27 protein-coding genes and 2 pseudogenes are annotated in these 26,216 nt (G+C 67.8%); 16 read left to right on the top strand and 13 right to left on the bottom strand.

Annotated elements, in window-relative coordinates; genetic code table 11:
- Positions 1 to 4 precede the first annotated feature (4 nt).
- Together ABD210_RS22750 and ABD210_RS22745 are read left to right on the top strand one after the other, a co-directional pair.
- Positions 5 to 2,392, top strand: a complete 2,388-nt coding sequence (locus ABD210_RS22750; protein ID WP_344113981.1) for an ATP-binding cassette domain-containing protein — start codon at positions 5 to 7, stop codon at positions 2,390 to 2,392.
- A 1-nt stretch (position 2,393) separates the two neighbouring features.
- Complete coding sequence (locus tag ABD210_RS22745) at positions 2,394 to 3,038, top strand: CG0192-related protein (RefSeq protein ID WP_425552708.1); 645 nt, start codon at positions 2,394 to 2,396, stop codon at positions 3,036 to 3,038.
- A gap of 24 nt (positions 3,039 to 3,062) precedes the next feature.
- Here ABD210_RS22745 and ABD210_RS22740 read toward each other — a convergent pair whose 3' ends face one another.
- Positions 3,063 to 3,785, bottom strand: a complete 723-nt coding sequence (locus ABD210_RS22740; protein WP_344113980.1) for a VOC family protein — start codon at positions 3,783 to 3,785, stop codon at positions 3,063 to 3,065.
- Between the two features lie 156 nt (positions 3,786 to 3,941).
- Positions 3,942 to 4,697: a DinB family protein gene (locus ABD210_RS22735; protein ID WP_344113978.1), complete on the bottom strand. Its 756-nt coding sequence runs from the start codon at positions 4,695 to 4,697 to the stop codon at positions 3,942 to 3,944.
- On the opposite strand from ABD210_RS22735, the gene ABD210_RS22730 reads away from it, so the two are divergent.
- From ABD210_RS22730 to ABD210_RS22720, 3 genes and pseudogenes are all read left to right on the top strand, one after another.
- On the top strand, positions 4,647 to 5,327 hold the full coding sequence (locus tag ABD210_RS22730; protein ID WP_344113976.1) for a putative immunity protein: 681 nt from the start codon (positions 4,647 to 4,649) through the stop codon (positions 5,325 to 5,327). The two genes, ABD210_RS22735 and ABD210_RS22730, sit on opposite strands and share 51 nt — an antisense overlap.
- 189 nt (positions 5,328 to 5,516) lie before the next feature.
- Positions 5,517 to 6,281 (top strand): inositol monophosphatase family protein, encoded by a 765-nt coding sequence (locus ABD210_RS22725; protein ID WP_344113974.1) that lies wholly within the window; start codon positions 5,517 to 5,519, stop codon positions 6,279 to 6,281.
- Positions 6,282 to 6,523: 242 nt separating this feature from the next.
- Positions 6,524 to 7,400 (top strand): annotated as a pseudogene (locus ABD210_RS22720) (IS5 family transposase).
- A gap of 519 nt (positions 7,401 to 7,919) precedes the next feature.
- Here ABD210_RS22720 and ABD210_RS22715 read toward each other — a convergent pair.
- Together ABD210_RS22715 and ABD210_RS22710 are read right to left on the bottom strand one after the other, a co-directional pair.
- Positions 7,920 to 8,813 carry an alpha/beta fold hydrolase gene (locus ABD210_RS22715; RefSeq protein ID WP_344113973.1) on the bottom strand — a complete coding sequence of 298 codons (894 nt, stop codon included), beginning with the start codon at positions 8,811 to 8,813 and terminating at the stop codon, positions 7,920 to 7,922.
- Positions 8,814 to 8,957: 144 nt separating this feature from the next.
- Positions 8,958 to 9,122 (bottom strand): annotated as a pseudogene (locus tag ABD210_RS22710) (VOC family protein); the annotation flags it as partial.
- Between the two features lie 89 nt (positions 9,123 to 9,211).
- On the opposite strand from ABD210_RS22710, the gene ABD210_RS22705 reads away from it, so the two are divergent.
- Together ABD210_RS22705 and ABD210_RS22700 are read left to right on the top strand one after the other, a co-directional pair.
- Entirely contained in the window at positions 9,212 to 10,156 is a 945-nt protein-coding gene (locus tag ABD210_RS22705; RefSeq protein ID WP_344113971.1) for a helix-turn-helix transcriptional regulator, read from the top strand.
- 584 nt (positions 10,157 to 10,740) lie between these two features.
- Complete coding sequence (locus ABD210_RS22700) at positions 10,741 to 11,649, top strand: LppU/SCO3897 family protein (protein WP_344113969.1); 909 nt, start codon at positions 10,741 to 10,743, stop codon at positions 11,647 to 11,649.
- A gap of 49 nt (positions 11,650 to 11,698) precedes the next feature.
- Here the strand turns inward: ABD210_RS22700 and ABD210_RS22695 are convergent, their stop codons facing one another.
- Together ABD210_RS22695 and ABD210_RS22690 are read right to left on the bottom strand one after the other, a co-directional pair.
- Complete coding sequence (locus ABD210_RS22695; protein WP_344113967.1) at positions 11,699 to 12,124, bottom strand: nucleoside deaminase; 426 nt, start codon at positions 12,122 to 12,124, stop codon at positions 11,699 to 11,701.
- Positions 12,121 to 12,969 (bottom strand): LLM class flavin-dependent oxidoreductase, encoded by an 849-nt coding sequence (locus tag ABD210_RS22690; RefSeq protein ID WP_344113966.1) that lies wholly within the window; start codon positions 12,967 to 12,969, stop codon positions 12,121 to 12,123. The genes ABD210_RS22695 and ABD210_RS22690 overlap by 4 nt, the downstream gene beginning before the upstream one ends.
- A gap of 93 nt (positions 12,970 to 13,062) precedes the next feature.
- On the opposite strand from ABD210_RS22690, the gene ABD210_RS22685 reads away from it, so the two are divergent.
- The 4 genes from ABD210_RS22685 (at position 13,063) to ABD210_RS22670 (ending at position 15,550) form a co-directional block, all read left to right on the top strand.
- Positions 13,063 to 13,521: an Lrp/AsnC family transcriptional regulator gene (locus ABD210_RS22685; RefSeq protein ID WP_344113964.1), complete on the top strand. Its 459-nt coding sequence runs from the start codon at positions 13,063 to 13,065 to the stop codon at positions 13,519 to 13,521.
- Positions 13,521 to 14,360, top strand: a complete 840-nt coding sequence (locus ABD210_RS22680) for a hypothetical protein (protein ID WP_344113963.1) — start codon at positions 13,521 to 13,523, stop codon at positions 14,358 to 14,360. The genes ABD210_RS22685 and ABD210_RS22680 overlap by 1 nt, the downstream gene beginning before the upstream one ends.
- The gene (locus ABD210_RS22675; RefSeq protein WP_344113961.1) at positions 14,357 to 15,133 is read left to right on the top strand and encodes a sugar nucleotide-binding protein; all 777 of its coding nucleotides are present in this window, start codon (positions 14,357 to 14,359) and stop codon (positions 15,131 to 15,133) included. Before ABD210_RS22680 ends, ABD210_RS22675 begins: the two co-directional genes overlap by 4 nt.
- 99 nt (positions 15,134 to 15,232) lie before the next feature.
- Entirely contained in the window at positions 15,233 to 15,550 is a 318-nt protein-coding gene (locus ABD210_RS22670; protein ID WP_344113960.1) for a nucleoside triphosphate pyrophosphohydrolase family protein, read from the top strand.
- 2 nt (positions 15,551 to 15,552) lie between these two features.
- Here the strand turns inward: ABD210_RS22670 and ABD210_RS22665 are convergent, their stop codons facing one another.
- The 5 genes from ABD210_RS22665 to ABD210_RS22650 all read right to left on the bottom strand — a co-directional run bounded on the left by ABD210_RS22665 (position 15,553) and on the right by ABD210_RS22650 (position 18,469).
- Positions 15,553 to 15,918, bottom strand: a complete 366-nt coding sequence (locus tag ABD210_RS22665; protein WP_344113959.1) for a YciI family protein — start codon at positions 15,916 to 15,918, stop codon at positions 15,553 to 15,555.
- Entirely contained in the window at positions 15,915 to 16,355 is a 441-nt protein-coding gene (locus ABD210_RS22660) for an OsmC family protein (protein WP_344113958.1), read from the bottom strand. Before ABD210_RS22660 ends, ABD210_RS22665 begins: the two co-directional genes overlap by 4 nt.
- A gap of 30 nt (positions 16,356 to 16,385) precedes the next feature.
- On the bottom strand, positions 16,386 to 17,036 hold the full coding sequence (locus ABD210_RS22655; protein ID WP_344113957.1) for an SDR family oxidoreductase: 651 nt from the start codon (positions 17,034 to 17,036) through the stop codon (positions 16,386 to 16,388).
- 47 nt (positions 17,037 to 17,083) lie between these two features.
- Positions 17,084 to 17,533 carry a cyclophilin-like fold protein gene (locus tag ABD210_RS32525; protein ID WP_425552718.1) on the bottom strand — a complete coding sequence of 150 codons (450 nt, stop codon included), beginning with the start codon at positions 17,531 to 17,533 and terminating at the stop codon, positions 17,084 to 17,086.
- A gap of 90 nt (positions 17,534 to 17,623) precedes the next feature.
- Positions 17,624 to 18,469, bottom strand: coding sequence for an SDR family NAD(P)-dependent oxidoreductase (locus ABD210_RS22650; RefSeq protein WP_344113956.1), 846 nt, complete (start codon positions 18,467 to 18,469; stop codon positions 17,624 to 17,626).
- Positions 18,470 to 18,623: 154 nt separating this feature from the next.
- Between ABD210_RS22650 and ABD210_RS22645 the strand changes: the two genes are divergently transcribed.
- Entirely contained in the window at positions 18,624 to 19,559 is a 936-nt protein-coding gene (locus ABD210_RS22645; RefSeq protein WP_344113955.1) for a helix-turn-helix transcriptional regulator, read from the top strand.
- Positions 19,560 to 19,865: 306 nt separating this feature from the next.
- Here the strand turns inward: ABD210_RS22645 and ABD210_RS22640 are convergent, their stop codons facing one another.
- The gene (locus ABD210_RS22640; RefSeq protein WP_344113953.1) at positions 19,866 to 20,105 is read right to left on the bottom strand and encodes a hypothetical protein; all 240 of its coding nucleotides are present in this window, start codon (positions 20,103 to 20,105) and stop codon (positions 19,866 to 19,868) included.
- Positions 20,106 to 20,443: 338 nt separating this feature from the next.
- Here ABD210_RS22640 and ABD210_RS22635 point away from each other — a divergent pair, with 338 nt between their 5' ends.
- Genes ABD210_RS22635 through ABD210_RS22620 form a run of 4 tightly spaced genes read left to right on the top strand, consistent with a single transcriptional unit; the run spans position 20,444 to position 23,725 of the window.
- Complete coding sequence (locus tag ABD210_RS22635; RefSeq protein WP_344113952.1) at positions 20,444 to 21,667, top strand: Acg family FMN-binding oxidoreductase; 1,224 nt, start codon at positions 20,444 to 20,446, stop codon at positions 21,665 to 21,667.
- A complete protein-coding gene (locus ABD210_RS22630) occupies positions 21,664 to 22,332 on the top strand; it encodes a hypothetical protein (RefSeq protein WP_344113949.1) in 669 nt (222 codons plus the stop codon). The genes ABD210_RS22635 and ABD210_RS22630 overlap by 4 nt, the downstream gene beginning before the upstream one ends.
- The gene (locus ABD210_RS22625) at positions 22,329 to 23,063 is read left to right on the top strand and encodes a CPBP family intramembrane glutamic endopeptidase (protein ID WP_344113948.1); all 735 of its coding nucleotides are present in this window, start codon (positions 22,329 to 22,331) and stop codon (positions 23,061 to 23,063) included. The genes ABD210_RS22630 and ABD210_RS22625 overlap by 4 nt, the downstream gene beginning before the upstream one ends.
- Positions 23,060 to 23,725 (top strand): hypothetical protein, encoded by a 666-nt coding sequence (locus tag ABD210_RS22620; RefSeq protein ID WP_344113946.1) that lies wholly within the window; start codon positions 23,060 to 23,062, stop codon positions 23,723 to 23,725. The genes ABD210_RS22625 and ABD210_RS22620 overlap by 4 nt, the downstream gene beginning before the upstream one ends.
- Before the next feature lie 132 nt (positions 23,726 to 23,857).
- On the opposite strand, the gene ABD210_RS22615 is transcribed toward ABD210_RS22620, so the two are convergent.
- A complete protein-coding gene (locus ABD210_RS22615) occupies positions 23,858 to 26,089 on the bottom strand; it encodes a winged helix-turn-helix domain-containing protein (protein ID WP_344113944.1) in 2,232 nt (743 codons plus the stop codon).
- Positions 26,090 to 26,216: the final 127 nt, after the last annotated feature.

Below are 26,216 nucleotides of genomic sequence, written 5' to 3'. Positions count from 1 at the left end.
CACGATGAGCATGGCCACGAGGACGGACACGCCGCCCGCACAGCACGTTGCCGACAGCCACGATCTGATCCGCGTGCACGGCGCGCGCGAGAACAACCTCAAGGACATCAGCGTCGAGATCCCGAAGCGCCGGCTGACGGTGTTCACCGGCGTCTCCGGCTCGGGCAAGAGTTCGCTGGTGTTCGACACCATCGCCGCGGAGTCGCAGCGGATGATCAACGAGACCTACAGCGCGTTCCTGCAGGGCTTCATGCCGACGCTGGCGCGACCCGAGGTCGACCTGCTGGATGGCCTGACGACGGCGATCATCGTGAGCCAGGAGCGGATGGGCTCCAACCCCCGCTCCACCGTCGGCACCGCCACCGACGCGAACGCGATGCTGCGCATCCTGTTCAGCAGGCTCGGGAAGCCGCACATCGGGCCTCCGACTGCCTACTCGTTCAACGTCCCGAAGCGGACAGCGAGCGGGTCGATGACCGTCGACAAGGGCAAGGGAGAGCGTCTGACGGTGCGCAATGCCGTCTACCACGGTGGCATGTGTCCACGCTGCGAGGGCATGGGCTCGGTGACGGACTTCGACCTGTCCGCGATGTACGACGACAGTTTGTCGCTCAACGAGGGCGCGCTCACGATCCCCGGCTACAGCATGGACGGCTGGTTCGGACGCATCTACCGCGGCTGCGGCTTCTTCGACCCGGACAAGCCGATCCGCAAGTACACCAAGAAGGAACTGCACGACCTGCTCTACAAGGAGCCGACCAAGATCAAGGTCGAGGGGATCAACCTGACGTACGAGGGGTTGATCCCCAAGATCCAGAAATCCTTCCTGTCCAAGGACGTCGACGCCATGCAGCCGCACGTCCGCGCCTTCGTGGAGCGGGCGGTGACCTTCCAGACCTGTCCCGACTGCGACGGCACCCGGCTCAGCCAGGAGGCCCGGTCGTCGAAGATCAAGGCGAAGAACATCGCTGATGTCTGTGCGATGCAGATCAGCGACCTGGCCGACTGGGTCCGGGGTCTCGACGAGCCGTCGGTGACTCCGCTGCTCACCGGGCTGCAACACCTGCTCGACTCATTCGCGGAGATCGGGCTGGGATATCTCTCGCTCGACCGGCCGGCGGGCACGCTGTCCGGAGGAGAGGCACAGCGCACCAAGATGATCCGCCATCTCGGTTCGTCACTCACCGACGTGACCTACGTCTTCGACGAGCCCACGATCGGCCTGCACCCTCATGACATCGAGCGGATGAACGATCTGCTGCTGCAGCTGCGGGACAAGGGCAACACCGTGCTCGTCGTCGAGCACAAGCCCGAGACGATCACGATCGCCGACCACGTCGTCGACCTCGGCCCCGGCGCCGGCACCGGGGGCGGGGAGGTCGTGTTCGAGGGCACCGTTGAGGGGCTGCGGGACAGCGACACCATCACCGGCCGCCATCTCGACGACCGGGCGAGACTGAAGGAATCGGTGCGTTCGTCTACCGGCCCACTGGAGATCCGCGGCGCGTCGACACACAACCTGCAGGACGTGGACGTCGACTTCCCGCTCGGAGTGCTCTGCGTGGTCACGGGCGTCGCCGGCTCCGGCAAGAGCTCGCTGATCCAGGGCTCGGTCTCCGGCCGCGAGGGCGTGGTGGTGATCGACCAGGCCGCGATCCGAGGTTCGCGGCGAAGCAACCCGGCGACGTACACCGGACTGCTCGACCCCATCCGCAAGGCGTTCGCGAAAGCCAACGGCGTGAAGCCGGCCCTGTTCAGCGCAAACTCCGAAGGCGCCTGCCCGACCTGCAACGGTGCCGGCGTCATCTACACCGAGCTGGGGATCATGGACACCGTCGCCACCACCTGCGAGGAGTGCGAGGGGAGGCGGTTCCAAGCGTCGGTGCTGGAGTACACGCTGGGCGGCCGGAACATCGCCGAAGTGCTCGCGATGTCGGTGACCGAGGCCGAGGAGTTCTTCAGCGACGGCGAGGCACGCACGCCGGCCGCCCACAAGATCCTCGATCGGCTCGCCGACGTCGGGCTCGGCTACCTCTCGCTGGGGCAGCCGCTCACCACGCTGTCCGGCGGCGAACGGCAACGGCTCAAGCTGGCCACCCAGATGGCCGAGAAGGGCGAGGTCTACGTCCTCGACGAGCCGACCACCGGCCTCCACCTCGCCGACGTCGAGCAGTTGCTCGGCCTGCTCGACCGGCTCGTCGACTCCGGCAAGTCGGTCATCGTCATCGAGCACCACCAAGCGGTCATGGCGCACGCCGACTGGATCATCGACCTCGGCCCCGGCGCCGGGCACGACGGCGGCCGGGTCGTCTTCGAGGGCTCACCGGCCGATCTCGTCGCCGACCGCTCCACTGTCACCGGCGAGCACCTCGCGGCCTACGTAGGATCGTGACGTGGCGCTGATTCACCGGGCTCAGATCCGGCCTACGAAGATGGAACTGATCGCTGGATGGCTTCCGAGCCAACCCTGGTATGCCGGGCGGCCAGACCCTGAGGTGCAGCCCTTGGGGTCGTATCGCTTCGACGACCCGGCTGGTGAGGTCGGCATCGACACGCATCTGGTCCTGGCCGGTGGCAGCCAGATCTTGCACGTGCCGTTGACCTATCGGGCCACTCCGCTGACCGGCGGTGAGCCCTGGCTGATCGATACCACCGAGCACACGGTCCTGGGCAAACGCTGGGTCTATGACGCCTGCGGGGATCCCGTCTACGCGAACGCCCTGGCCGCCGCGATCCTGGCAGACGGCACGCAGGCCGCGGAGTACTTCGAGATCGACGGACGCCGCGAATTCCGCACGCCGACGGCTCAGGTGACCGGACGTGGTGACAGCGCTCGGAAGCTCAGCACTGTTGAGACCGTGGCGGATCTATCGTGTTCGACCGACGGCGCGGTGACCATCATCCGCGCAGCCGCATGGGAGCTCAGGATCAGCCGGGTGATCAACCCGACCGCCGATGCCTCCGACGAGTACACCCTCACCGGCACCTGGTCTGACCAGCCAACACCCGCCGTCCTGGCAGCCGCCCGGCTGACCTGACGCACTCGATGCGGAGCGGTCGCCCTATCGGGGGGTCAACACACAGAACTCATGGCCATCGGGATCGGCCATCACCACCCAGCTGACCTCGCCCTGACCGATGTCGATTCGATTCGCCCCGAGGGAGACGAGACGGTCGACCTCCGCTTGCTGATCACCGTGGACAGGTGGGGCGAGGTCGAAATGCAGCCGGTTCTTCCCGGTCTTCGGCGTCAGTGGCGGACCGCCCCAGGTGATCTTCGGACCACCTCGCGGCGAGCGGATCGCGGTCTCTTGGTCCTGATCCCAGACCAACGGCCAGCCCAGCGCTTGGCTCCAGAAGTACCCGACATCCTGCGAACCGTCGCACGAAAGCGCTCCGATGAATCCGCAGTCAGCGAGGAAGTTGTTGCCTGGCTCGGTGACGCAGAACTCATTGCCTTCGGGGTCGGCGAGCACCACATGACCCTCTTCGGGGCGTTGACCGATGTCGATGTGCCGGGCGCCGAGTCCGAGCGACCTCGCCACCGTCTGCTGCTGGTCCTCGAGGGACGTGCTCGTCAGATCGAAGTGCATCTGGTTCGGGCCGGTCTTGGGCTCCTGGGTCGAAAGAAATCGGATCTGGAACCCGGTGTCATCGCTCGGCAGGAGCGCGATGCCCTCGTAGGGGTCGTCGACCAGCTCCCGGCCCAGGACTCCGGCCCAGAAGCGCGCGAGACGGAGCGGGTCGTTCGCATCGAAGCAGAGTGCGATGAGGTGAGAACTCATGCCGTTCCGCATCTCCGATCTGCTGACTCACAGGCGCAGACAGGGCACGTCCTCCCTGCCTTCAGGAAGGCAACGGTAGGGCGCTCGGCGACTGCCACGCAACGCGATTAAGTCAGAGCGCGACGGTCCAACGCACGATCGTGTGCCCTTCGCCGTTCAGGCACCAGCTTCGAGCACGGCGAGGTCGCGCACCGCATAACGATGATGCTCGGCCTCTTCCTTCAGCACCACCTTGAGGCAGCGGCGCACGACGTACTCCTGGTCGGGATACGGGTCCGCCGGCTTGCGACCGCATACCCGATCGAGCTCGGCCTCGGTGAGCTCGTCCACGACCCGCCGCATCGTGGCCATGCGGGCGAGCCGCGGCGCGAGCACCTCGTCGAGCGTCGGGGTGGCTCCGAGGGTGAGGCCGAGCTTCGCCGACTCGTCGGGCGGCATCCCGCCAGAAGTGAAGCCCAACGGGTGGTACGGCGCTTCCTCCTCGAGCACGGCATTGCCGAGCCAGGCATCGCTGGCGAACAGCAGGTGCCGTTGGGTCTCGACCAACGACCACTCGCCGTCGACCTGCTCGTGCAGCGTGGCCTCGGGCAGCAGCCTGGCGCGCTCGAGCGTCGCCTTCCACTGCGTCTCGATGGCATCCCATGCCGCCCGGTAGTCGTCGGGGGTCGCGGCATCACGCGCCAGCACCCGCGTGGGTTGCTGCCGGTCGAGCTCGGCCTCAACGTAGGCGGTCACGTCGACGTCGTTGACGACGAGACGCTGGAAATCGCCACCAAGGTAGACGTCGCTCCCATAGCAGTCGACGATCTTCAGACCGCTGACCTCGCAATCGCGGATCTCCAGGCCGGCAAGGTCACACAGGTGGATGCGGGCACCACGGAACTGGTCACTCTGGACGTACTCAGCAGCCATCGAAGCAGTCTCCCGCACCCGTCCCGCCCGCGCCAACTTCGGCAACCAAGTTTCGAGGCCAACTGTGTGGCGATTTGGCTAGGTTGGGCAGATGCATTCAGGAACGGTGGAACCGTGATCCTGCCAAAAGACCGCGACCCCCGCTTCATCACCATCCGTCGCGGGGGCACGCTCACGGACTCCGACCACCGGCTCCTGGCTCTGTGGGCTGCCGCGTGCGCAGAGCACGTTCTGCACCTCTTCGAGTTGGTGCAGCCCTCGGACCCGCGGCCCCGTCAGGCGATCGAGCAGATTCGGGCTTGGGCGCGAGGTGAGATCAGGATGTCTCAGTCCCGCGCGGCGGGTGGCCACGCCATGGCTGCGGCAAGAGACTTGAGCGGAGCCGCTCGGCACGCCGCATACGCTGCCGGCCAGGCGGCGGTGGTGGCGCATGTCGCCGCGCATGAGCTCGGTGCTGCGGCCTACGCGATCAAGGCCGTACGTGCGGCGGCCCCCGGATGCGAGGGTGAGAGCGCCGGCCGGCTCGAGTGCCGTTGGCAGCGCGAACAGCTTCCGGATGCGATTCGCGAACTCGTCCTGGAGGATCAGCAGTTGCGAAACGAGATCTGCTGGTCGGTGTTCGACTGTTGACGGGCGTGACGGCTCCGCTCCCGACAATCCAGCTGCTTGCGCAAGCGACTTGAAAGCAGCATCGAGTCGGGCGTCGTCATGCGCGCCCAGTTTGATCGACAATTCCTGTGGCGTTGGGGGAGTGGCCGCCGAAAACCCAGTTGCTGCTCGGGCGGGCGGCGCGGGGCTGGGCTGATAGCGTCAGCTGCGATGGACAGCGGTGATGACCTCCAGCTCGCATTCGACACCTCCGACCTGGCAGCGGAACTCGCGCTCGCTCATTTCGAGGCCGGCGTTTCCGCAACGCTGAAGGCCGACGGCACACCGGTCACCGAAGCAGACCGGGCAGTCGAGCGCTTGCTGCGGGAGGCGCTGTCGGAGGCACGGCCCGAAGATGCGTTCCTCGGCGAGGAACTTGGGCAGCTCGGTGAGTCCGATCGGGTCTGGATCCTCGACCCGATCGATGGCACCGGGTTCTTCAGTCGTGGTGATCCGAACTGGCGAATCCACATTGCTCTGCAGGTTCAGGGGACCACCGAGGTCGCGCTCGTCACCTCTCCTGCGCTGCGGCGCTGTTGGTGGGCGACCCGAGGTGGCGGTTCCTTCGAGTCGTCCTGGCCACGCGAGGAGAGCAAGACGCGGCGCCTCCAGGTCAGTACGACGTCGACGCTCGCTGACGCCGTACTCGATGCTCTGGACAACGAGTCCAGAGCTCGTCTGCCACCGAGTGCAGCCCGCGCACCGGCGAGCCCCCTACCGCTGGTCGAGCTCGTTCGTGGCGAGATCGATGCCTTCTTGGCCGAGGGCTTCCATATCTGGGATCACGCGCCGTGGGTTCTCCTGGTCGAGGAAGCCGGCGGCCGCTTCACTGATCGAACCGGTGGACGTGCGAGCGATCAGGGCGGCGGCCTGTACTCGAACGCCATCCTGCACAGTCAGCTACTCGCTTCGCTGCACTACCCGGCGCGTCCCTGACCGTGTTCAGCGGGTGCCGGGTGGGTGCCCCACGTGGCTGCCGAATCCAGCCAGCGCCGGTTGACCGGCTCGAACACCGTCAGGACACGTTGAGACGAGCTCCCTCAACGTGTCCTGACTCATCCTGCCTTGATGTCCGATAAGCGACATTATGTCAACTACTAGGTCTGCGTATTGCATCAGATGAATCAACTAGGGCGTGTCTGCTAAATCGGTGGTGCGGGGTCGGCGATGATCGACGGGTGTTGCGTGCTGAGGTGATTTCTGATGAGTTGTGGGCCGTGATCGAGCCGGTTCTTCCGTCCGGTGCTGGTCGTCGGGGTCGTCCCTGGAACGATCATCGGCTGACGCTGGAGGCGATCGCGTGGCGGTACCGGACGGGTTCGCCGTGGCGGGATCTGCCGGAGCGTTTCGGAGCCTGGCAGTCGATCTGGGAGCGCCACCGGCGCTGGTCTGTCGATGGAACCTACGCGAAGATGTTCGCCGCGGTCCGCGCGGCCGCGCCCGCCGACGGGTCTGACCTGGTCAGCCTGATCTCGGCCGACTCGACCAGCATCCGCGCCCACCAGCACGCGGCCGGCGGCCGGTTCCACGACGACACAGGGGGCAGGATCGAATCACAAGAATGTGCCCGGCGAACCCGCTGACCATGCTCTGGGCCGCTCCCGTGGCGGATGGACGACCAAGATCCACGCCCTGACCGACGCGTTGTGCTGCCCGCTCACCGTGGCCCTGTCGCCGGGACAGGCCGGCGACAACCCGATGCTGGCCCCGCTGCTGACCGCCCACCGCGGCATCTCCAACGGCGGATTCCGACTCCTGGCAGACAAGGCCTACTCACACCCCTCAACCCGCAAACACCTGCGCGCGTTGAGAATCCCGCACACCATCCCGCAGCGATCCGACCAGATCGAGCACCGCAAGACGAAGGGATCACGAGGCGGCCGACCGCCCGGCTTTAACCCCGACCTCTACCGCCACCGCAACACCGTCGAACGCGGCTTCAACCGCCTCAAGAACTGGCGCGGTATCGCCACCCGCTACGACAAGTACGCACTGACCTACCTCGGCGGCGTACTTCTCGCCACGACCGTCACCTACCACCGCGTCCGCAATTAGCAGACACGCCCTAGGCAGGCCCAGGCGCCGCTCCACTACCCCGTAGGTCAACGACGAGAGCGCTGTTGACCTGCGGAAACGCTGCGGCGATGCGGCGTCCTGTGGGCACTGACAGCAGGCCTACGCACGCTCGCTGGAGGCAATCAGCCGCGGTTGATGAGCGTTGGTGCTCCGGGTCTCACGAACCTGCCGAAACCACGCCGCCATTGATCAGCACCCGACTCGGTGGCCCGCTGCGGTCACGAAGCGGCGACCTTGAACACCAAACAGGGACCGCGGACACGAAATAACGTGTTCAAGGCCCCCACTACCTGTCCCAGGCCCCCACTCTTGGTCAGGGCCGCCGCACCCACCCAGCCTTCCGCGGCCCCCTGCCGAAAGGCATCATCACGAACTACGGCTGTCGTACTAGGAGAGAGGGCAGCGCTGCAGCATGCGAACCTGAGCGCGGCCCAGATCCTCCCCCGGCGTCGAGGCCGGCTACGACCCGTTGTTCAGGGAGCAGCAGGTGGGCCACTCCTACGCCTCTGGCCGACTCAGAGAATTGTTCAGTGTGATAGCCCGAGATTCGTCCATCGACGAACTGACTTGCGCGCGCTGGCTTGATCCGCGGCTGGTGTGCAGCCAGTCGTAGATCTCGTCGTACACAGCGGCGCCGGGCAGATGTCCGCCCGTGTAGACGTGGCCCTGCGCCGTGGGGATGTGCGCGAGGAGGTAGTCGGCGTGTTCCGGGGGGACGTTGGCGTCGTTGGTTCCCCGCCACAGGCCCACCGGCACGGTGATCGTCGCCAGGTCGAAGCCCCACGGCCGGGCGAGGGCGAAGCTGTCGTCGACCCAGCCGTGCGTGCCATCGACGAAGGTCGCCCGCAGCCGCGCCATGGCGTCTGGATCATCGCGGGCCGCAGGGCCCGGTCCGGTGGGCAGTTCCGGGCCGCCGTCGTCGATGCGCCCCATGATCTCCGCGGCGACCTCAGCAAGCTGGGACCGCAACTCCGCCTCCTCAGGCACCGGCGTGCCTGGATCTGCCGGCTTGACGCCGGAGAGTACGGCACATGAGATGACGCGGTCGGCGAGCAGTGCCGCGCAGGCGAGCGCGTGCGGTCCACCTCCCGAGCCGCCGAAGACCGCGAACTGGTCCCAGCGCTGCGCGTCAGCGAGCGCGCGCACGTCGTCCACTGCGTCGGCCACCGTGCGTCCGGGTCGGCGCGTCGAACCGCCGTATCCGGGTCGGTCATAGACCAGCAGCCTGAGTTTGCTCCGCCGCATCGACTCGACCAGCGTGGGCCACTTCCAGCGGCTGCTGGGCGACCCGTTGTGTGAGACAACCGGGTATCCGTCCGGCGGACCGTACAGGCAGTAACGCAGGACCGTTCCGTCCGCTCGGACCAGCTCCGAGGTCTCGGGATGAGTCATGGACAAGTATCCAAGCGCACCGGCCTTTCTCCAGCAAACGCCACCCGGGAACCGGCCGCCCGCTGTAGCCGCCGCGCAAGCCACCGACTCTCAAGGGATTCGGATGAATCAACTGCACAGGCCCGGCGTTGACTGGCCCTTGGCTCAGCTTCCCGCGTTGATCACACAGAAAAGGTTGCCATCGGGGTCTGCAAGGACCACAAAGTCCGCGTCCTTGGGGTAGCCCCACTCAACTCGGGTGGCGCCGAGCACTTGGAGGCGCTCGACCTCGGCAAGTTGCTCCTCCTCGTCGTCGGCCCAGAGATCGAGGTGGGTGCGGTCCTCGAGCCCGTTGGATCACCGGGCGGGCGCGGGTTAAGTGCTCAGGCGGTGAGCAGTTTGTTTGGGAGGATGTCGGTATGCGCGCTGACCGACTGGTTGCCACTCTCCTACTGATGCAGGCCCGCGGCCGGGTGACTGCGGCTGAACTGGCCGGCGAACTGGAGATCTCTATCGCGACGGCGCGCCGTGACCTCGAGGCGCTGTCCACCGCCGGCATCCCGGTCTATTCGCAGTCCGGTCGTAACGGCGGCTGGTCGTTGCTGGGCGGCGCTCGAACGGACTTGAGCGGATTGACGGCGCCCGAGGCGCAGGCCTTGTTCCTCCTCGTTGGACCAGCCGCCGCGATCGCTCCCGACGCGAAGGCTGCCCTGAGGAAGCTGGTCCGGGCACTGCCCGACACGTTCCGCGCCGAGGCGGAGGCTGCCGCCGAGGCCGTGGTGATCGACCCGGCCCGGTGGGGTGAGCACGAGAAGGAACGGCCACCCCTCGTCCGCGAACTCCAGAGTGCTGTCGTACGCCGCCTCAAGGTGCGGATCTCGTATGACGGGCGGCGGCGCGGGGAGTCCGAACGGCTGGTCGATCCCCTCGGCCTGATCGACAAGGACGACATCTGGTACCTCATCGCCGGCACCGAGAAAGGTCAGCGCACCTTCCGGGTGGATCGGATCACCGAGGCGACCATGACCGACATCCCCGCGGAGCGGCCGGACGACTTCGACCTGTCCGAGGCGTGGGCTCACGTGGTCGACGAGATGGAGCAGCAGCGTTCTTTGCTGGCGGCAACCGTCCTGATCGGCGAACGGTATCTATGGGTGCTGCAGGACCGGATGGGCCGGCACTGCGAGGTCATCGGCCCGGTCGAGGACGGGCGGATCATGGTGCGCGTGACCGCTCCCACTCCCCTGATGATCGCCCAGCAGCTGGCCGGCTGGGGTGGTTCGATCGAGGTCCTCGATCCCCCGTCGGTCCAGTCCGAACTGGCCCGCCTCGGGCAAGAACTAACCACCCGCTACGCCACCTGAACCCGCACGCGGCCGGCCACAGGACGAGCGGTGATCGGCCGTGTCGAAGCCGCTGATCACCTGGTCGTCCCACCGCACGGCCGCCGCTTCCAAGTTGCCGTACCAGCCTTGAATTCACAGCTCGCAGCATCCGGAACCACCACACCGAATACGCGACCGGAGTGGGCGGCACCCAGATCAGAACGTCGGATTCTTGCCAGGTGACCTGGGCCAGCTCGGCGCCCTCCCCCGCAATTTCAAAGGGCGCCTCGTGCTGCGTCCGGCCGTCCGCGGTCAGCGCTCGCCAGTACGGCGTGCCGGCCGGCAGCCAGAGCCTCAGACCATCGATGTCGTCGGCAACAACCCGGAGGGCGTTCAGGACGGTGATGCGATCTCCGGTCCAGTAGCGGCAGAGGATCGACGGATGAGAAGCAGGTGGTGACGGTTGGTGCAAGTTCGTACAGCCTCGTCAGCGTTTCATGTCGGAGGGGCTTGGTTGACCGGGTCGGCTGAGTAGGGTGCGGTGTTCGATTTGTCTCCGCAGCGAGCAACCAGGAATCTTCGTGACCACAACTCCCCCTCAACCGCCCCACGACCCTTACGCGGTGCAGCCCAGCGCCGCTGGTGGGTACGGTCCCCCGAACGACCAGTTCCCGCAGTACACGCAGCCCGAGCAGCAGCAGTACAACGACCAGGGCCAGCAGATCAACCCACAGCCCGGGTATGCCCCGCAGCCGGGGTCCAACCCCCAGGGCGGCTACACCCCGCAGGACCAGCACGGCCAGCAGAACGTCACCCAGCCACCACAGCAGCCGCAGTACGGACCGCAGGGTGGTTACCAGGATCCGCTGCTCGGGCAGTTCCCGCCGCACCCGCAGTCGATGGGGATGCCGGCGTACGCCCAGGGCACGATGCAGTGCCGGTTCTGCGGTTCGGTACCCGCCGTGAATGCGACTGTGCGTGGCCACCAGGGCCTGCTGATTCTGATGCGCTTCCTCAAGCTGCAAGGGCCCTTCTGCCGGACCTGTGGGATCGCGACCGTCCGCGAGATGACGTCCAAGAGCCTCTGGCAGGGCTGGTGGGGCGTCGGGTCGTCGATCATCAACCCGATCACGATGCTGACAAATATCGGGCCTTGGTCGAAGTTCAAGAATCTGCCCGAGCCGGCTCCCGGCGCGCCCGGCCGTCCGATGGACCCCGGCAAACCCCTGTTCAAGCGTCCCGCGATGTTGATGCTACTGCTCCCGGTCGCGGTGATCGGCCTGATCGTGTGGGGCAACATGGGCAACCCGTCGTCCGCCGACGTCGGCCAGTGCGTGCTGAACAAGGGCAACTCGTCGGCGCCCAACGTCGAGGTGGTCGACTGCGGTTCCTCAGACGCGCAGTACCGCATCATCGGCCGACTGGAGAACTCGTCGAACGCCGACGACTGCGAGAAGTTCGAGGGCTACACCGCGGCGTACACGAAGGAGACTGGCTCCTCGAGCTACACCCTTTGCCTGACGCCGGTCTGACGGAACGTTGTGGGCCCGGCTGAACCAGTCAGCCGGGCCAACCTGTAGGTCAGCTGTAGTACCCCTCCACCGGCACTCGCGCCTCGTCGTACAAGGCCGGGCCCTCCTGTGGGACGGGCGGGAAGCCGCCGCCCGGCTTGAGGGCGTTCACTTGGTCGCCGGACAATGCGTAGACGACGCGGCCGAGGCCCGATCGCTCGATCGCGCCGGCGCACATGCCGCACGGTTGGCAGCTCGTGTACATCGTCGTGCCGGCGGCTGTCTCCGGGGAGAGCTCGCGCGCGGCCCACCTCGCCAGCTTGAGCTCCGGATGCGCACTGATGTCGCCGTCGGTGATGCTCGTGTTGTGTTCCTCGGCTATCACTGTCCCGTCGGGACCGACCAGCAACGATCCGAACGGCGGGTTGCCGGACTCGCGTGCTGTCGCGGCCAACTCGATTGCCTTGCGCAAGAATGCCTCTGCTTCGGGGGTCATTGTTTCTCCAATCCTCGGTGCGCGGCGATCGTCGCGAGCGCCTGCCAGGCCGTCTCCGGCCGCTCTGTCTCTGCCGGATCCCCGACGAACGGGTCCAGTACTACGGCTTCGGCGCCGAGCAGGGCGAGTTCGTTGAGATCGCTCAGCACCTGGTCGATCGTTCCTTCGCCCGCGACACGTTCCTGGTCGGGCAGCGGGCCGTCCGTGAGCCTGAGGAGAATCCGGGGCGCGAACGCCGGCACGGGCTTTCCCTCGGCCGCGGCTATCGCCTTCAGGCGGTCCAGCGCTTCGCGCATCCATTCCAGCCGTTCCCGCAGCGGGTGCCAGGCGTCGCCGAGCCGAACCGCGCGGCGCATTCCAGCCTCGCTGCGGCCGCCGACCCAGATCGGGATGTCGCCGCTGCGGTAGTCCGCGTCGTTCTTCCACGCTGCTCGCACGTCCATCAGCGTTTCGTCGGTCAGCCTCCCGCGGCGGGTGAAGTCGATGCCGAGGGCATCGAACTCCTGCCGCGCCCAGCCAACGCCGACGCCGAGGATCAACCGTCCCCCACTCAGCTGGTTGAGGTTCGCTGCCATCCTCGCGACCAGCAGCGGATGCCGGTACGGCGCGATGAGCACGGTGGTTCCGAGGCGGATCGTGCCGGTGATTCCGGCCAGCCAGCTGAGCGCGGTGAACGGCTCGTAGAAGGGGGCCGGGTATTGGGCGGCGACATCCGGGGTGACGGCTATATGGTCGGACACCATGAGCAGGTCGTACCCGAGACCCTCCACCGTGCGGGCCCAGTCGCGCAGCCTGCCAGGGTCGGTTCCGGGGCCGAAGTTGGGGACATTCACACCGATTCGCACCACTTCAGGCTATCCAGCCGGAATGGCCACCCGGAAGGGACTCGCCACGGCATACGCGCTGTTCAGCCGTGGATCTACCGGTAGATTGACGCTATGACCGAGACTCTCGATCCGACCGACTGGGCCATCCTGGTCGAGGTCCAACGCGACGGCCGGGTCCCGCTGACTGAGCTCGGCCGCCGGGTGAACCTGAGCGCGTCGGCAACCACCGAGCGGGTGAAGCGGTTGGAATCGGCCGGGATCATCAGTGGCTACCGCGCGGACGTGGACCTGACGAGAGTGGGATACGCCGTGCTGGCCGTAGTACGGCTGAAGTATCCAGGGAACAAGCACGAGCCGTTGCGGAAGTTGCTCGCCGACCGGTTCGAGATCCTCGAGTGTCTGCGGACCACCGGCGACGACTGCTACACGCTCAAAGTCGCTGCCGGGTCGATGGCGCATCTGGAGCAGTTGGTGAACGAGCTGACGGAGTTCGGCAGCACGACGACGAATCTCGTCTACAGCCAGACCCAGCCGTATCGGGGGCCGCAGGGGCCGCCCGCCGAGCTGTGATGCGCGTCCTCGGAATCGAGGTCTCCCCTGCTTTGCTGGAGTCCTGGATCGACTGGCTCGCTCCTGAGCGACAACCGTTCTACATGACCGCGGAGCAGGCTGCCGCCTGGGATCTCCCGCTCGACGACACCGAGCCCGACAAGCAACAGCGCGACACCTACCGCTCGTACGACGTCGACGGGAGCCTGCTGTCGGCTTGGTTGGATGAACCGACATTCATGGAGTTGCCGCGCAAGACGCGTGCGGCGTTGGTTCGGGCGCAGGTCACACACGAGCGAGCGGCGGTGCCGACCGTGCGCGCGTGGCGCCAACTTCTCGGCCCGGTGATCAGTCAGCAGGCAGACGGCCATCGCTTCGTCTGGTGGAAGTCGGTACTGCGCGACGCGGCTGAGGTCGTCCTTCCGCGGATCGTCGGCGAGGATCTCGGCTCGAGCCGCCATCGCGGGGTGAAGTCGTGGCCATCGAAGGTCCTGCCCCACGCTCGCGAGCTGGCTGGGACATTCCCGGCCGGCAGCGGACCGAACTGCTTCGGCACGGTGATGGCCGCGGCCGGGGTAGAGGGAGCCGCCGAGGCATGGATGCAACGGCAACCGTTCGACGCGTGGCTCGATGAGAACACGACGCGCGGTGGGCGCGACGACGTACCGGGGACCGTCTTCGTCTGGCGCGACGCGAACCGAGCGGTCCAGCACGCCGCCGTCACCCTGGGCTTCGGCTTGATGCTGCACAAGCCTTCCCAGTCGTGGATGACACCCCGCAAGGTCCGCACCGTCGCCGAGGTTCGCCGCAGCACCCGAACCGTCGGCTGGCACCTCCACCGCCATACCATCCGCGTATGAAGCTGCTGATCACCGGCGGCGCCGGTCACCTCGGCAGCGAGCTGATCCGCCTCACGGACCACGAGGTCGTTGCCACCTACAACAACTCCGCACCGGCGTCCGGCGTCCATGCCTACCGCGTCGACATCCGGCGCCGCGCCGAGGTCGAAGCGCTGATTCGCGAGGTCCGGCCGGACGCGATCATCAACACCGCCTACCAGCAATCCGACTGGGCGACGACAGCCGATGGCGCGGCCAACGTCGCGGCCGCCGCGCGCGGAGCTCGACTCATCCAGGTCTCGAGCGACGCCGTCTTCTCCGGCGAGTCCAGTCCGTACGACGAACTGTCGCCGCCCGACCCGGTGACTCCGTACGGCGCGGCCAAAGCGGCTGCTGAGACGGCCGTGCGGGTGATCGACCCGACGGCCGTGATCGCCCGCACCTCGCTGGTCATCGGCGGCAGCTCGCCCCACGAACAGTTGGTCCATCGGCTCGCAGCCGGCGAGCCCGGCTCGCTGTTCACGGACAACATCCGCTGTCCGGTGCACGTCACCGATCTGGCCTCGGCGCTGCTCGAGCTGCTGGAATCGGACCACGCCGGAGTCGCGCACTTGGCCGGTCCTGAGCCGATCAGCCGCTACGCCATGGGCCGCCTGATCGCGGAGCGCGACGGCATCGATCCCGCCGCGCTCCCCCGTGGATCCGGCCCTTCGGACATCCGCCTGGACAGCACCCACACCCAGTTCGGACTGAAGACCACACTCCGCGGCGTCACTGAATTCCTCCGTGAGTAGGCGTTCTCAACCCAGGAGGTCCCGGCCACCGGTGGCGGCTCCCTCGACCACTCGGCGCGAGCGAGTCCGCAGACGTGCTTCGGGCGGTAGCGTCGCGGGATGGAATTTGCGGAGATGCGGGCGGCGGCGCGGGGGGTTCGGCGGGAGTACGCGGCCGTTGAGGAGCGGCGGTATGGGCGGAGTTGGAGCCGGGAGGAGCTGATGCTCGGGTTCCTCGGCGATGTCGGGGATCTGGCGAAGCTTGTGCAGGGCAAGGAAGGAGTCAGGCCGCGGGCGGATCTCGATGAGGCGTTCGCGCATGAGCTTGCCGACTGCCTGTGGTCCGTGATGGTGCTGGCCGACGCCTATGAGGTCGACCTCGAAGCTGCCTTCGTACGAACGATGAGTGAGCTGCGCGAACACCTGGCCCGGGATTGATCTCAGGGCTGTTCCCAGGGTGGGTTGGGGTCTGTGGGGTCCCAGATGGGGCGGACCTCTATCGCGCCGTAGCGGGCGGAGGGGTGGGCGCCGGCGATCTTGACGGCCTCCTCCAGATCGGCGCACTCGATCACGGTGAGGCCGCCGATGAGTTCTTTCGTCTCGGCGAACGGGCCGTCGGTGATCGACACCTCGTCGCCCTCGCGGACCCGGACCGTGCGGGCCTCGGCGGGTGAGCGCAGACCCATACCGCCGTCCAGCAGCACTCCGCGCTCCCGCATCTCCTCGGTCCAGCCCTCGCAGCCCTTGGCGAAGGCGTCATCCGGCACCAGCGTCGGGTCGGCGCAGATCAGCAGCGCGAACTTCACGGCGAGTCCTCCATCGTGGTGGTGACCGGCGCGCCTAGTTCCACTGTGCGGCTGACCGTGCAGAGCCGGTCGTGCGACATCTTCACCGCCCGTGGCAACGCCTCGCGGGCCTTGTCGCCGTCCTCACCCTCGGGGAAGCGGATGGTGAACTCGACCACGAGGTTCTCCATCCGGTTGCCCTGCTCGGGATCGCGGATCTTGTCCCCGCGGACCACCCCGCGGAAGTCGGTCGGTTCGGCCCGCCGGCTGGTGACGATGTCCACGTCGATGGCCGAACAGGTGCCCAGCGCGACCAGCAGCAGTTCGACCGGGGTGAAGTCGGCGTCGGTATCACCACCGGAGCCGACGGACAGCGTGCCGCCCCGCACGTTGTGGACCAGGTACTTGCTGTTGGACGTGCGCTCGAAGTGCACGGTCCGGAGGGTGTCGTCGCCCATGTCCGTCACAATCTGTTGCCGGCGGCAACGTCAGAGATTCTTCAGCGCCTCGGAGACCGGGGTGTCGCCGGAGATCAGTTCGAGCGTCCGGCCGATCGAGGCCGGGGTGTCACAGAGTCCGGCGAGGACCAGCGCCACATCGTCACGGGGAATGCTGCCGCGGTCGACCTTGTCGGCGAGGCGCACCTTCCCCGTGCCTGGATCGTTGGTGAGCGAGCCGGGGCGCAGGATCGTCCAGTCGAGATCGCGGCCGCGCAGGTCGTCCTCGGCTTCCTTCTTCGCCCGGAGATAGATCGTGAACGTGTCCTTCGGGTCGAGCTCGTCCACGCGGTCCGTGCCCATCGAGCTCACCTGCAGGTGGCGCCGGACCCCCGCGCGCTCGGCCGCGTCGGCGAACAACACCGCTGCGCCGCGGTCGACCGTCTTCTTGCGCTCGGCTCCGCTGCCCGGTCCCGCGCCGGCCGAGAAGACGGCGACGTCCGCGTTCGCGAGGACGTCGGCGACCGCCGCGACATCGGCTTTCTCCAGATCCAGTACTGCGACGTGGCCGCCGACCGCGTTCACGTCGGCCTCGTGCGCGGGATTGCGCACCAGGCCGACTACTTCGTGCCCGTCGCCGGCCAGGATCTTGGTGAGGCGTAGCGCGATCTGTCCATGTCCACCCGCTATCACGACTCGCATGGTTCCGAGCGTAGCCGCCCGCGGGACCGTTACCTTCACTGAACCTGTCAAGTTCGTCTCTGCTGACGAATCTGGGTCGAGCTGTTAGCGGCAGCCGTCGAAGGCTCGGTGGTCCGGCATGCAGTCGTGGCTCGTTGGCGGTGATGGTGATCAGGCTGCGCTAGTTGGCTTGGATGCGCATTGGGGTGTTGTCGGGGAGGTCTTTGAACGCGCTCAGGTCGGAGGTGATCTCGCCCATTTTGGTGAGGTTGGGGACTGAGCTGGTCTCTTCGTAGCTGATGGTGATGCTGTCGCGCGGGGTTGTAGTAGACGAGGTCGCCGGGCTGGACGTCGGTGTAGAACGGTCCGCTCTCGGTCAGTGGCGCGTCGAGTTCGGTGATGTACTCGATGCCCGAGTTGCGGAACCAGGGCAACGTGACCGGGAGCATCTTCTTGAAGTCTTGCGCGACCTGGGTGTTGTTCAGGGTCGCCTCGGAGACTTGTGTACCGGCCGTGATCGTGATCGGGGTGTCGCGGTGTTGGGAGGGCAGCCGTAAACGCGTCCTGAATCGCTCCTGTGGATGTTTCGGTGGTGAGCGGGTGGGTGTTCAGGCGTCGTCGTGGGCGAGGCTGGAGGACAGCTCGCGGTAGGCCTCAGCTTGATCGAGTAGGACCTTGGCCTTGTTCTCGACTACGCCGACGGCATCGGCGCCTGCGGCGAAGCGGACCGGCGGCGAGGCGAGCGCGGCGAGCTGCACGAGTGCGCGGGCGAGTTTGGCGGGATCGCCGCCCTGCTTGCCGTTCATGCTCTGCCAGCCCTCGATGGTTGCCTTCGTGCGGTCGGCGTAGTCGTCGATCGAGGGCTCGGCGAAGTTGGTCGACTCCGGGGTGAGGAGCTGGGTGCGGAAGAACCCGGGCTCCACGCTCATGGTGCGGATGCCGAACGGAGCGACCTCGGTGGCGAGGGCCTCCATGAACCCCTCGACGCCGAACTTTGACGCAGCGTAGGCGGTGAGGAAGTCCCCGTCGGCAGCGATGCCGGCGGTCGAGGAGACAGTGACGACGAGCCCCGAACGTTGGGCCCGCATCTGCGGGAGCACCGCGCGGGTGACGTTGACCGGACCGAAAAGCGTCGACTCGATCTGAGAACGGAACGCGTCAGGCGTCATCTCTTCGAAGAACCCGGCCTGGAAGCTGCCGGCGTTGTTCACCAGCACATCTAGGTGCCCGAACCGCTCGACGGCCGCCTGGACCGCGGCCTCGGCGGCTGCCGGGTCGGTGACATCGAGTGCGGCTGCGAGAAGGTCGTCGTGCTCTCCCAGCGCGGCAGTGATGCTTTTAGCCTTGCGAGCGGTCGCGACCACGGCGTGGCCGGCCGCGAGAGCCGCCTTCGCGATGTCGATGCCCAGGCCCCGGCCTGCGCCGGTTACGAGCCAGACCTGCTTGTCTGTCATGAGTCGCTGTTCCTTCTGCTGATCGGGTGAAGCACCTCCGGTCGGTGGTGCTGATACCGAGATAACCAGCGAGAAGGAGAACGTGGCAGTCCCTGCCGTAAGGGTCACCGAGAGGCACCCCCACAAGGCGCGCGACGCTCGTACAGTGGATGACATGGCAGCCAGTGACGAACCCCGAACTCGTCGCGAGGAGGTCCGCGCGGAGATCCTCGAGTTCCTTTCCACCCGGCGTGCCCGGATTACGCCGGAGCAAGCGGGTCTGCCTTCCTACGACCACGAACGACGTCGCGTCACCGGCCTGCGCCGCGAAGAAGTTGCCCTGCTGGCCGGAGTCTCACCGCAGTACTACGTTCGCCTCGAGCGCGGCGACGCGACCGGTGTCTCGGACAGCATCATCGACGGTGTCGCTCACGCCCTACAGTTCGACGACGCTGAACGCGCCCACCTGCTCCACCTGCTCCGGTCCGCTGCAGCTCCACGGCGAGTCCGGCGCCGCGCAACCCCGGCCGCCACGCAACGAATCCGGCCGAGCGTGCAGCGTCTGCTGGACGCGATGCGCGACATCCCCGCCGTCGTACTCAACGGACGTCTTGAGATCGTCGCCGCCAACGCGCTGGGCAGAGCGCTGTTCTCACCCGTCTACGCCAACCCCGAAGGCGCCCCCAGCAACGCCCGCTTCGTGTTCCTCGATCCTCAGGCCAAGACGTTCTTCCGCGACTGGGAAACCGTCGCGAACGACACAGTCGCCATCCTCCGCGCTGAAGCCGGCCGCGACCCCCACGACCGGGACCTGTCCGACCTCGTCGGGCAACTGGCCACCCGCAGCGAAGACTTCCGCCTGCGCTGGGCCGCACACAACGTCCGCATCCACTCCACCGGCATCAAGCTCTTCCACCACCCGATCGTCGGTGACCTGGACCTGCCCTACGAGTCCCTGCCCCTAGCCGCCGGATCAAGCACCAACCTGGTCGGATACACCCCCGAGCCCGACTCACCCTCCCACGAGGCCCTCGGTCTGATGGCCAGCTGGGCCGCAACCGAAACAGAACCTGTTCAATCGGGCAGCAGTTCAGCGCCGCGACCGGACTGACACGCTCGCGCGATGGACCGAAAGCTTGCCTAGAGCAACACTGAGATTGTGGCCGAACTGGGCCCCGATCTCCTCGGGCCAGTAGCGCTGGAACTGGCCCGGGCCGAAGAACAACTCCCCGGCCGGACGGATACGTCGCCCGGCCTGCAGAACAGGATGGGCCGGCGGAGCAGAACGACTTACGCAGCTCCAGGGACTGCTTGTAGAAGTGCGCTTCGGGCGGGGTGGTTCAACGAAGCTTTGCGTCGTGACGGGCCTGACGGTGGCGGACAGCCACGATGACCAACCAGATGACTGCGGCGGGGGTCAGGACATAGAACGCCAGCGGGTCGAGTGCATGGAGATGACGTCGTGGCCGGAGTCCCAGAGCAGGGTGAGCAGGGCTCGTTCCGCGGCCGGATCGATCCCGGCGACGACCAGGATGGTGCTGGGTCCGGTGGTGCGGGCGGTGCCGGGGCGAGTGGTTACGCCGTCGAATCGGGTTCTGATCAGCTCGATCACCGACGTGGCGAGGTGTCCGCGCACGGTTAGCTCACAGTGTGACATCGGGTGCTCCCTTCACGACGTAGGCGTTCTTTGTGGAAGGTTCTCCCGCGACGAGAGGTCTGCGCATCACCCGCCGGCGAGGACTACCCGGGGTGGTTCAGATCAGGCCGAGCCGTCGGGTCACGTGGACCGCGTCTTGCCGGCCGCCGTCGAGGTTTCGATAGAGGCTCTGGTTGTACGCCTTAACCGTGGTGTTGGACACGAACAGTGCGGTGGCCGGTTCCAGAACTAGTACCCCGGGTGCTTTTGGCCAACGGGTGATGTGTGACTACCCAGCCCGGCTGGACGCTCTGGTCATCGGTCCGGCGCCGCCGGCCGAAGCGCGAACGGAGCCAACCATGACCACTACCCCGATGGAGACCGGGACAGCCACCGAGCCGGACCCCGCCGACCAGGAGCCCACCCGAACCCGGCGTCAGGTCTTGCGACTGCTCGGGATCGGCGGCGCGACGATCGTCGTTGCCGGCACAGGCGCACTGAGCTACCGCGTCTACGACACCGCCGCCCTCAGCCCAGGTCGCGGCGACGCCTACGACCCGTGGACACAATGGCGGGACACCCCAGGGCTGCTTGGGGCGGTCGCCGCCGCAGTGCTCGCAGCTAGCCCGCACAACACCCAGCCATGGATCTTCGGCATCCGTCCCGACGCGGTCGACGTGTACCTCGACGCCAGCCGCGGCACCGGTACTGTCGACCCGCTCGCCCGCGAGCAGCACATGGGCATCGGCTGCGCGATCGAGAACCTCGTACTGGCCTGCCGGGCCCGCGGATTCCGGCCGCAGGTGACTCTGCTGCCCGATGGTCCGTCTGGGCGGCCGATGGCCGAGGTCGCGGTGACAGCAGGCCCGCCGTCCGGCAGCGCGCAGTACGACGCGGTCGGGGACCGGCATACCAACCGCGGTCCATACCAGAGCCAGACGATCCCGGCCGAGAAGCTGGCCGCCCTGGCCGAGGTCGACGGACGGTCCGGACTGGCCGTGCACTGGATCGCGGACGCGGAACCCCGTGCAGCGCTGGGTCGCCTGCTGGTGGACGCCGCCACCGCACTGGTTGAGGACGAACAGCAGTCGCGCGACAACTTCGCCTGGTTCCGCGGCACCAACGACGAGATCCAGCGGTATCGCGACGGGCTCACACTGGGCGGTCAGGGCTTCAGCCCGCTCGTCCTGGCGATGTCCAAGCTGCTGCCGGCGTCCTCCCGCGAAGCCGGTGACCGGTTCTGGCTGAAGCAGACCAAGACAGTCCACACGGCCACTGCCGCGGCGTACGGCGTCATCACCACGGCGACGCCTGACGACCGCCGGACCCAGTTGGAGGCGGGGCGGTTGCTTCAGCACATCCACCTCACCGCGACCAGCCAAGGCATCGCGCTGCACCACATGAACCAGATCACCGAACGCATCGACCGCGAACGAAGTACCGGGGTCGCGCCGATCTTCGCGCCGAGGTTCGCCGAGCTGTTGCCGGACGGAGGCCAGCCGCTGCTGACCTTCCGGGTCGGATACGCCGTCCGCACGGTCGCGCCGAGCCCGCGCCGTACCGCTGAGCAGGTGACCCGATGAGCACCCGGCGGACGCGGTTGGCAGCTCGGCTCGGAGTTGTTGGCAGCTTGCTCGGGGTTGCAGCCGGGCTGGGCCAGGTCACCTTCGGTGCGCGGATCCCGGAGTGGTCCGGCGCGAAGCAGGCACCGACCGAGCTCGGTCTCCTGACGGTCGCGCTGTCACTCATCGCCGGCTTCTCGGCCATTCTGCAACGGCGCACCGCCCGGCCAGACGGCAACAACGCCCTGACGGTCGGCACCCGTGCGGCCTGCGCACTCGGCCTGATCGGCCCTGGCCTCCTGTGCCTCACGACAGTCGGTCGGCTCTGGTATCTGCCGGCCGTGGCCCTGGTCACCGCCGGAGTCCTGACGGTCGAGAGTTGGCGGCTGACCGTTGCCGTAGTGGCGGCCGACTGGCCGCGTGTCCTGCTCTGCGCACTTGGCGCCTGCCAACTGCTGATGGCGGCCGGCGCCGCGCCCGCGCCGATGCTGGCCGGTGCGATCGGTGGCTTGGCGCTCATCGTCGCGGCCTGGCTCCGCACACCGAGTCGCGCGATGACGTGGGGGCTCGTGTTCCTCGGCACGGTCCCGTTCGCCGTCCTCGCGTGGACCGCCATCGTCCCCCTGCTCATCACCGTCGAGGCGATCGCCGTCGCCGCGACCATCCCGCGCCGGAGGACGACATGACCACGTCACGGTTCCTGCTCGGCTTCGTGATCCTCTACGGAGTCCTGGCCGGACTCGCCGAGCTCGACGCCACCGGCCGGATCGGCATCGTCATCCTGGCCGCCGTACTGCCGGCCGCGATCGCGGTCGAACGGTTCCTCGGTCACCTCCGGCCTGAGGTCGCGTTGCGGAAACTCGGGCTCGGGCGACCCGACCCGCAGGCCGTCATCGTCGCCGCGGTCGTGAGCGCACTCATCCTCGGGGTCTACCCGCTGGTGACCCAGCTGACCGGCGCAGTCATCACCCTCAAGCCGGGGTGGCCGTGGCTGCTGGTGGGGATCTTCGCCTTCCACGGGCTCGCCGAAGAGCTGGTGTGGCGCGGCTACGCCTTCCGCCGGCTACGCAGCAGGCACTCGTTCGGCGTCGCCGTGCTCGCGACCATGCCCCTGGTCGCGGCGACCCACGTCCCCGTGCTGTTCCGATCCGGCCTTGTCGTGGGTGTGGCCGCGGTGCTGGTCGCCGCGGTGACCTCGTTGCCGCTCGCCTACCTGTTCGAGACAGGCCGCCAGACCATCTGGGCGCCCGCGATCGTCCACACCGCGATCGACAGCTTCAAGCTCGTGAACGTCCCGACCGATGCGTCGCTGATCTTCTCGCTCACTTTCACGGCGGTCAGCCTGACCGTCCCCTTGCTCGCCCTCGGCGCACGTCCGGCAACACCGTCAGCCCGCATCACTCAGGAGGAATCATGACCGACGTCCGCAAACCCGACAGCGCCAAAACGGACCATGAAGCGCTGCCCGGCCCTGCCCGGCAGGGACCCGAACGGATCTCGGCCGTGGTCGTCGCCGTAGCGGCGATCGGCTTCTCCACCTGGGTCCTGCTCACGCTGCCGATCCAGGCCGCCCTCATTTTGACCGTGGCCTCCGCGGTCGCCTGGATCGCCTGGATCAGAACCACCTACGCCTACCCGGTCCGGACCCGCAAGGTGATCGCCGTCTATCTCTGCGCGATCGCCTTCCAGTTCATCCACATGTCCGAGGAGTACACCGGCGGCTTCCCACACGAGATCGTCGAACTGTTCAACTCACCGCGCGAATGGACCGAGCGGGCCTTCCTGCTCACCTTCGTCTTCGGATTCGGGGCGGCGTGGGTGCTGGCCGCGGCCGGAGCGCTCTACCAGATTCGCGTCGCCAACTTCATGCTGTGGTTCTACGCCCTGGGCGCCGGCGCGATGAACGCGATCTCCCACTTCGTCTTCCCGATCCTCAAAGGCGGGTACTTCCCCGGTGTCTACACCGCCGGCGGCCACCTGATCATGAGCGCACTGCTGATCTCCTTGCTGATCAAGGAGTCCAAGCGTCTCCGCCAGGAATCAGAAAGCCACGCCACGCCGAGCCCCGCCGACCTGTAGGCACCCGGCACCCTTAACCCAGTCTCCTAGTCGTCGATGACCGTGCCAACTGGTGCTCGCAGCCTGCTGCAGGCACCAGCTGGGCGCTCAAACGAGTTCAGCCAACTAGCCTTGAGGTCTACCCGGGTAGGTTCAGATCAGGCCGAGGCCGCGGGCGGCGGAAACCGCGTCGGCGCGGGAGCCGACTTCGAGCTTGCGGTACAGGCTCTTGGTGTAGGCCTTGACAGTGTTGATCGAAAGGTACAGCGCGGCCGCGATCTCGCGCTGCGACGCGGATCCGGGCATTACCCGCAGAATCGACAGCTCGCGGTCGGTCAGTGGCTCGATGAGCCGGCCGGTCCGGGTGGCCGTCCGGACCGAGGCTCGCCCGATTCGCTGCTCGGCCTCCTCCAGCCACTGGGCCGCGACCGGAGTCAGGGGTGCGTTGTCCTCGACGAACTCGCGCGCTCGGGCGAGGGCGGCGCGGGCGGCTGCGGCGTGGCCGCAGCCGAGCTCCGCGTCGGCGAGGAAGACAAGGGCGGCGACGACAGTCAGGTGACGGCCGTCGGCCTCGGCGTTCACTATCGCCGGCTCGAGGATGTCGCGGGCCTGCCGGACCTCGCCGCGCACGTAGGCATGTCTTCCCTCGACGACGCGCAGCGCGGCGAGCAGGGGAATTGCGGCGGCGCCCCAGTCACGCTCGACCGCGTCCGCCAGTGGCAGCGCCTGCCGCATCAATCGCTCGAGGTCGTCGCCGCGCTCGAGCGCCAGGAGCGTGAGGCCGAGCAGGCCGCCGATCTGCAGCGTGAGACCGACGCTCCAGCCGGCGGACTCTCGTTGCCGCCAGGAGTCCAGCAGCATCGGCGCAGCCGCCGCGAACCGGCCGCTGCGGGCGTACGCGCTGGCCAGGGCTGCCCGCGACGCAGGAGAAGGCCCGGCACCGGCGACGTCCTCGAGCGCCACCGCCCGCTCCGCCAACCGTACGGCGACATCCGGTTCGGCCTCGGCGATGCTCAGCGCGCGCATGGTGAGGATCGCCGCGCGGGGGTCGTGCCAGCCGAGCACGGCGTGACCCGGTCCCGCCCCGACCTCGGCCAGATCCAGCCAGTGCGCAATGCGCCCGTCACCGGAGCCGGGCCGGGCGGCGTAGGCGAGTGCGAACGCCAGCTGCGGCGACACGACGGCCTCCGGCAGGCGTTCGCCGAGCCGCAGGAAAGTGGTGGCGAGCCCGCGCTCGAGGAACCAGCCGGATCCCTCCTGCAGCAGCTCGGCCGCGGCGGCCGCGTCGCCCGCAAGCAGGTGATGGTGCACGGCGTCGTCCAGGCGTCCCAGGCCGGCGTACCAGGCGGCCGCCCGAGCCAAGACGTCGCCGGCGGCAGGCCGATCGGGTGACTCGCGCAGCAGGCTGTCCCGCAGCAGGGGATGGCAGCGGTACCACTCTCGGCCGCCGTCTATCGAGGTGACGAAGAGGTCGGCATGGTCGAGGGCTTCGAGGATCCGGGCAGAGCCGGTGGTTTCCAGGGCCGCGTCACACAAGGCGCCGGAAAGTCGTTCGAGCGGTGCGGTCGCGACGAGCAGGTCCCGGCTGGGCGGGTCGAGTGAGGGCAGCACTTCGGAGGCAAGGTAGTCCAGCAGATTCCGGTCGCCCGCCCCGCCGCCGGCGCCGCCGCGCAACGCCAGCCCCACCAGTTGCAGCCCGGCGGCCCAGCCCTCGGTTCGCCGCCAGGCCGCCATCGCGTCGCCGTCCTCCGGTCCGCGACCGGAGACCGCGCCGACGAGGCCGGCCGCCTCGGCGGGAGTGAAGCGCAAGTCGTCGGCGCGCAGCTCGGTCAGCTCACCGCGGGCCCGCAGCCGGGCCAACGGGAGGGCTGGATCGGTCCGCCCGGCGAGGACGATCCGCAGCGTCGGGGGAAGGTATCCGATGACGTACTCGAGGCTCTCGTGGATCCGAGCGTCGGTGAGCACGTGGTAGTCGTCGAGCGCCAGCACATGCCTCGTGGCGGAGGCGGCGAGTTCGTTGAGCAGCATCGGCAGGGCAAGGTCGATCGGCTCCAGGCCCGGCGCGATGACAGCCTCCAGCGCGGCCGGTCCGACAGCGCCGGCCTCGTGAAGCGCGGTCAGCACATAGCGCCAGAACCGCACCGGATCGTCGTCGCCTTCGTCCAGTGACACCCAGGCGACGGCGACGTCCGCGCCCGGGGCGGCGGCCCAGCGCGCGAGCAGGCTGGTCTTTCCCCAGCCCGCCGGTGCGACGACCAGCGTCAGGCGGCTGGAGGCGTCGCGAAGCACCTGCTCCAGCCGGGAGCGTTCGATAGCACCCGGTCGCGGCGGCGGGGCCGTGTGCTTGACCGCCAGCAATGGTCCGGCGGGGCGATCGAGGGACATGAAACGCTCCTGCGGCGTGGTGATCTCCGCCGAGTGTCCCACTCCGCATCCAGCCGTGCTCCGCATCCAGGACACCACCACCACAGCAGGCCACACCCGAGTACAACGCCTGATCGCGACGGGCGGA

This window comes from Kribbella alba (genome assembly GCF_039529635.1).
GTDB classification, from domain to species: Bacteria; Actinomycetota; Actinomycetes; order Propionibacteriales; family Kribbellaceae; genus Kribbella; species Kribbella alba.
The sequence above is the reverse complement of the archived record's forward strand: the minus strand, read 5'-3'. Positions and strand labels throughout refer to the sequence as shown.

What these genes read in the sequence shown, in the direction of transcription:
- ABD210_RS22625 (WP_344113948.1), top strand. Translation starts at nt 22,329, where the DNA reads ATGACCACGTCACGGTTCCTGCTCGGCTTCGTGATCCTCTACGGAGTC.
- ABD210_RS22620 (WP_344113946.1), top strand. Translation starts at nt 23,060, where the DNA reads ATGACCGACGTCCGCAAACCCGACAGCGCCAAAACGGACCATGAAGCG.
- ABD210_RS22725 (WP_344113974.1), top strand. Translation starts at nt 5,517, where the DNA reads ATGGACAGCGGTGATGACCTCCAGCTCGCATTCGACACCTCCGACCTG.
- ABD210_RS22650 (WP_344113956.1), bottom strand. Translation starts at nt 18,469, where the DNA reads ATGACAGACAAGCAGGTCTGGCTCGTAACCGGCGCAGGCCGGGGCCTG.
- ABD210_RS22635 (WP_344113952.1), top strand. Translation starts at nt 20,444, where the DNA reads ATGACCACTACCCCGATGGAGACCGGGACAGCCACCGAGCCGGACCCC.
- ABD210_RS22740 (WP_344113980.1), bottom strand. Translation starts at nt 3,785, where the DNA reads ATGAGTTCTCACCTCATCGCACTCTGCTTCGATGCGAACGACCCGCTC.
- ABD210_RS22655 (WP_344113957.1), bottom strand. Translation starts at nt 17,036, where the DNA reads ATGCGAGTCGTGATAGCGGGTGGACATGGACAGATCGCGCTACGCCTC.
- ABD210_RS22675 (WP_344113961.1), top strand. Translation starts at nt 14,357, where the DNA reads ATGAAGCTGCTGATCACCGGCGGCGCCGGTCACCTCGGCAGCGAGCTG.
- ABD210_RS22685 (WP_344113964.1), top strand. Translation starts at nt 13,063, where the DNA reads ATGACCGAGACTCTCGATCCGACCGACTGGGCCATCCTGGTCGAGGTC.
- ABD210_RS22750 (WP_344113981.1), top strand. Translation starts at nt 5, where the DNA reads ATGAGCATGGCCACGAGGACGGACACGCCGCCCGCACAGCACGTTGCC.
- ABD210_RS22615 (WP_344113944.1), bottom strand. Translation starts at nt 26,089, where the DNA reads ATGTCCCTCGATCGCCCCGCCGGACCATTGCTGGCGGTCAAGCACACG.
- ABD210_RS22735 (WP_344113978.1), bottom strand. Translation starts at nt 4,697, where the DNA reads ATGGCTGCTGAGTACGTCCAGAGTGACCAGTTCCGTGGTGCCCGCATC.
- ABD210_RS22640 (WP_344113953.1), bottom strand. Translation starts at nt 20,105, where the DNA reads ATGTCACACTGTGAGCTAACCGTGCGCGGACACCTCGCCACGTCGGTG.
- ABD210_RS22680 (WP_344113963.1), top strand. Translation starts at nt 13,521, where the DNA reads ATGCGCGTCCTCGGAATCGAGGTCTCCCCTGCTTTGCTGGAGTCCTGG.
- ABD210_RS22645 (WP_344113955.1), top strand. Translation starts at nt 18,624, where the DNA reads ATGGCAGCCAGTGACGAACCCCGAACTCGTCGCGAGGAGGTCCGCGCG.
- ABD210_RS22630 (WP_344113949.1), top strand. Translation starts at nt 21,664, where the DNA reads ATGAGCACCCGGCGGACGCGGTTGGCAGCTCGGCTCGGAGTTGTTGGC.
- ABD210_RS22660 (WP_344113958.1), bottom strand. Translation starts at nt 16,355, where the DNA reads ATGGGCGACGACACCCTCCGGACCGTGCACTTCGAGCGCACGTCCAAC.
- ABD210_RS22705 (WP_344113971.1), top strand. Translation starts at nt 9,212, where the DNA reads ATGCGCGCTGACCGACTGGTTGCCACTCTCCTACTGATGCAGGCCCGC.
- ABD210_RS22670 (WP_344113960.1), top strand. Translation starts at nt 15,233, where the DNA reads ATGGAATTTGCGGAGATGCGGGCGGCGGCGCGGGGGGTTCGGCGGGAG.
- ABD210_RS22695 (WP_344113967.1), bottom strand. Translation starts at nt 12,124, where the DNA reads ATGACCCCCGAAGCAGAGGCATTCTTGCGCAAGGCAATCGAGTTGGCC.
- ABD210_RS22715 (WP_344113973.1), bottom strand. Translation starts at nt 8,813, where the DNA reads ATGACTCATCCCGAGACCTCGGAGCTGGTCCGAGCGGACGGAACGGTC.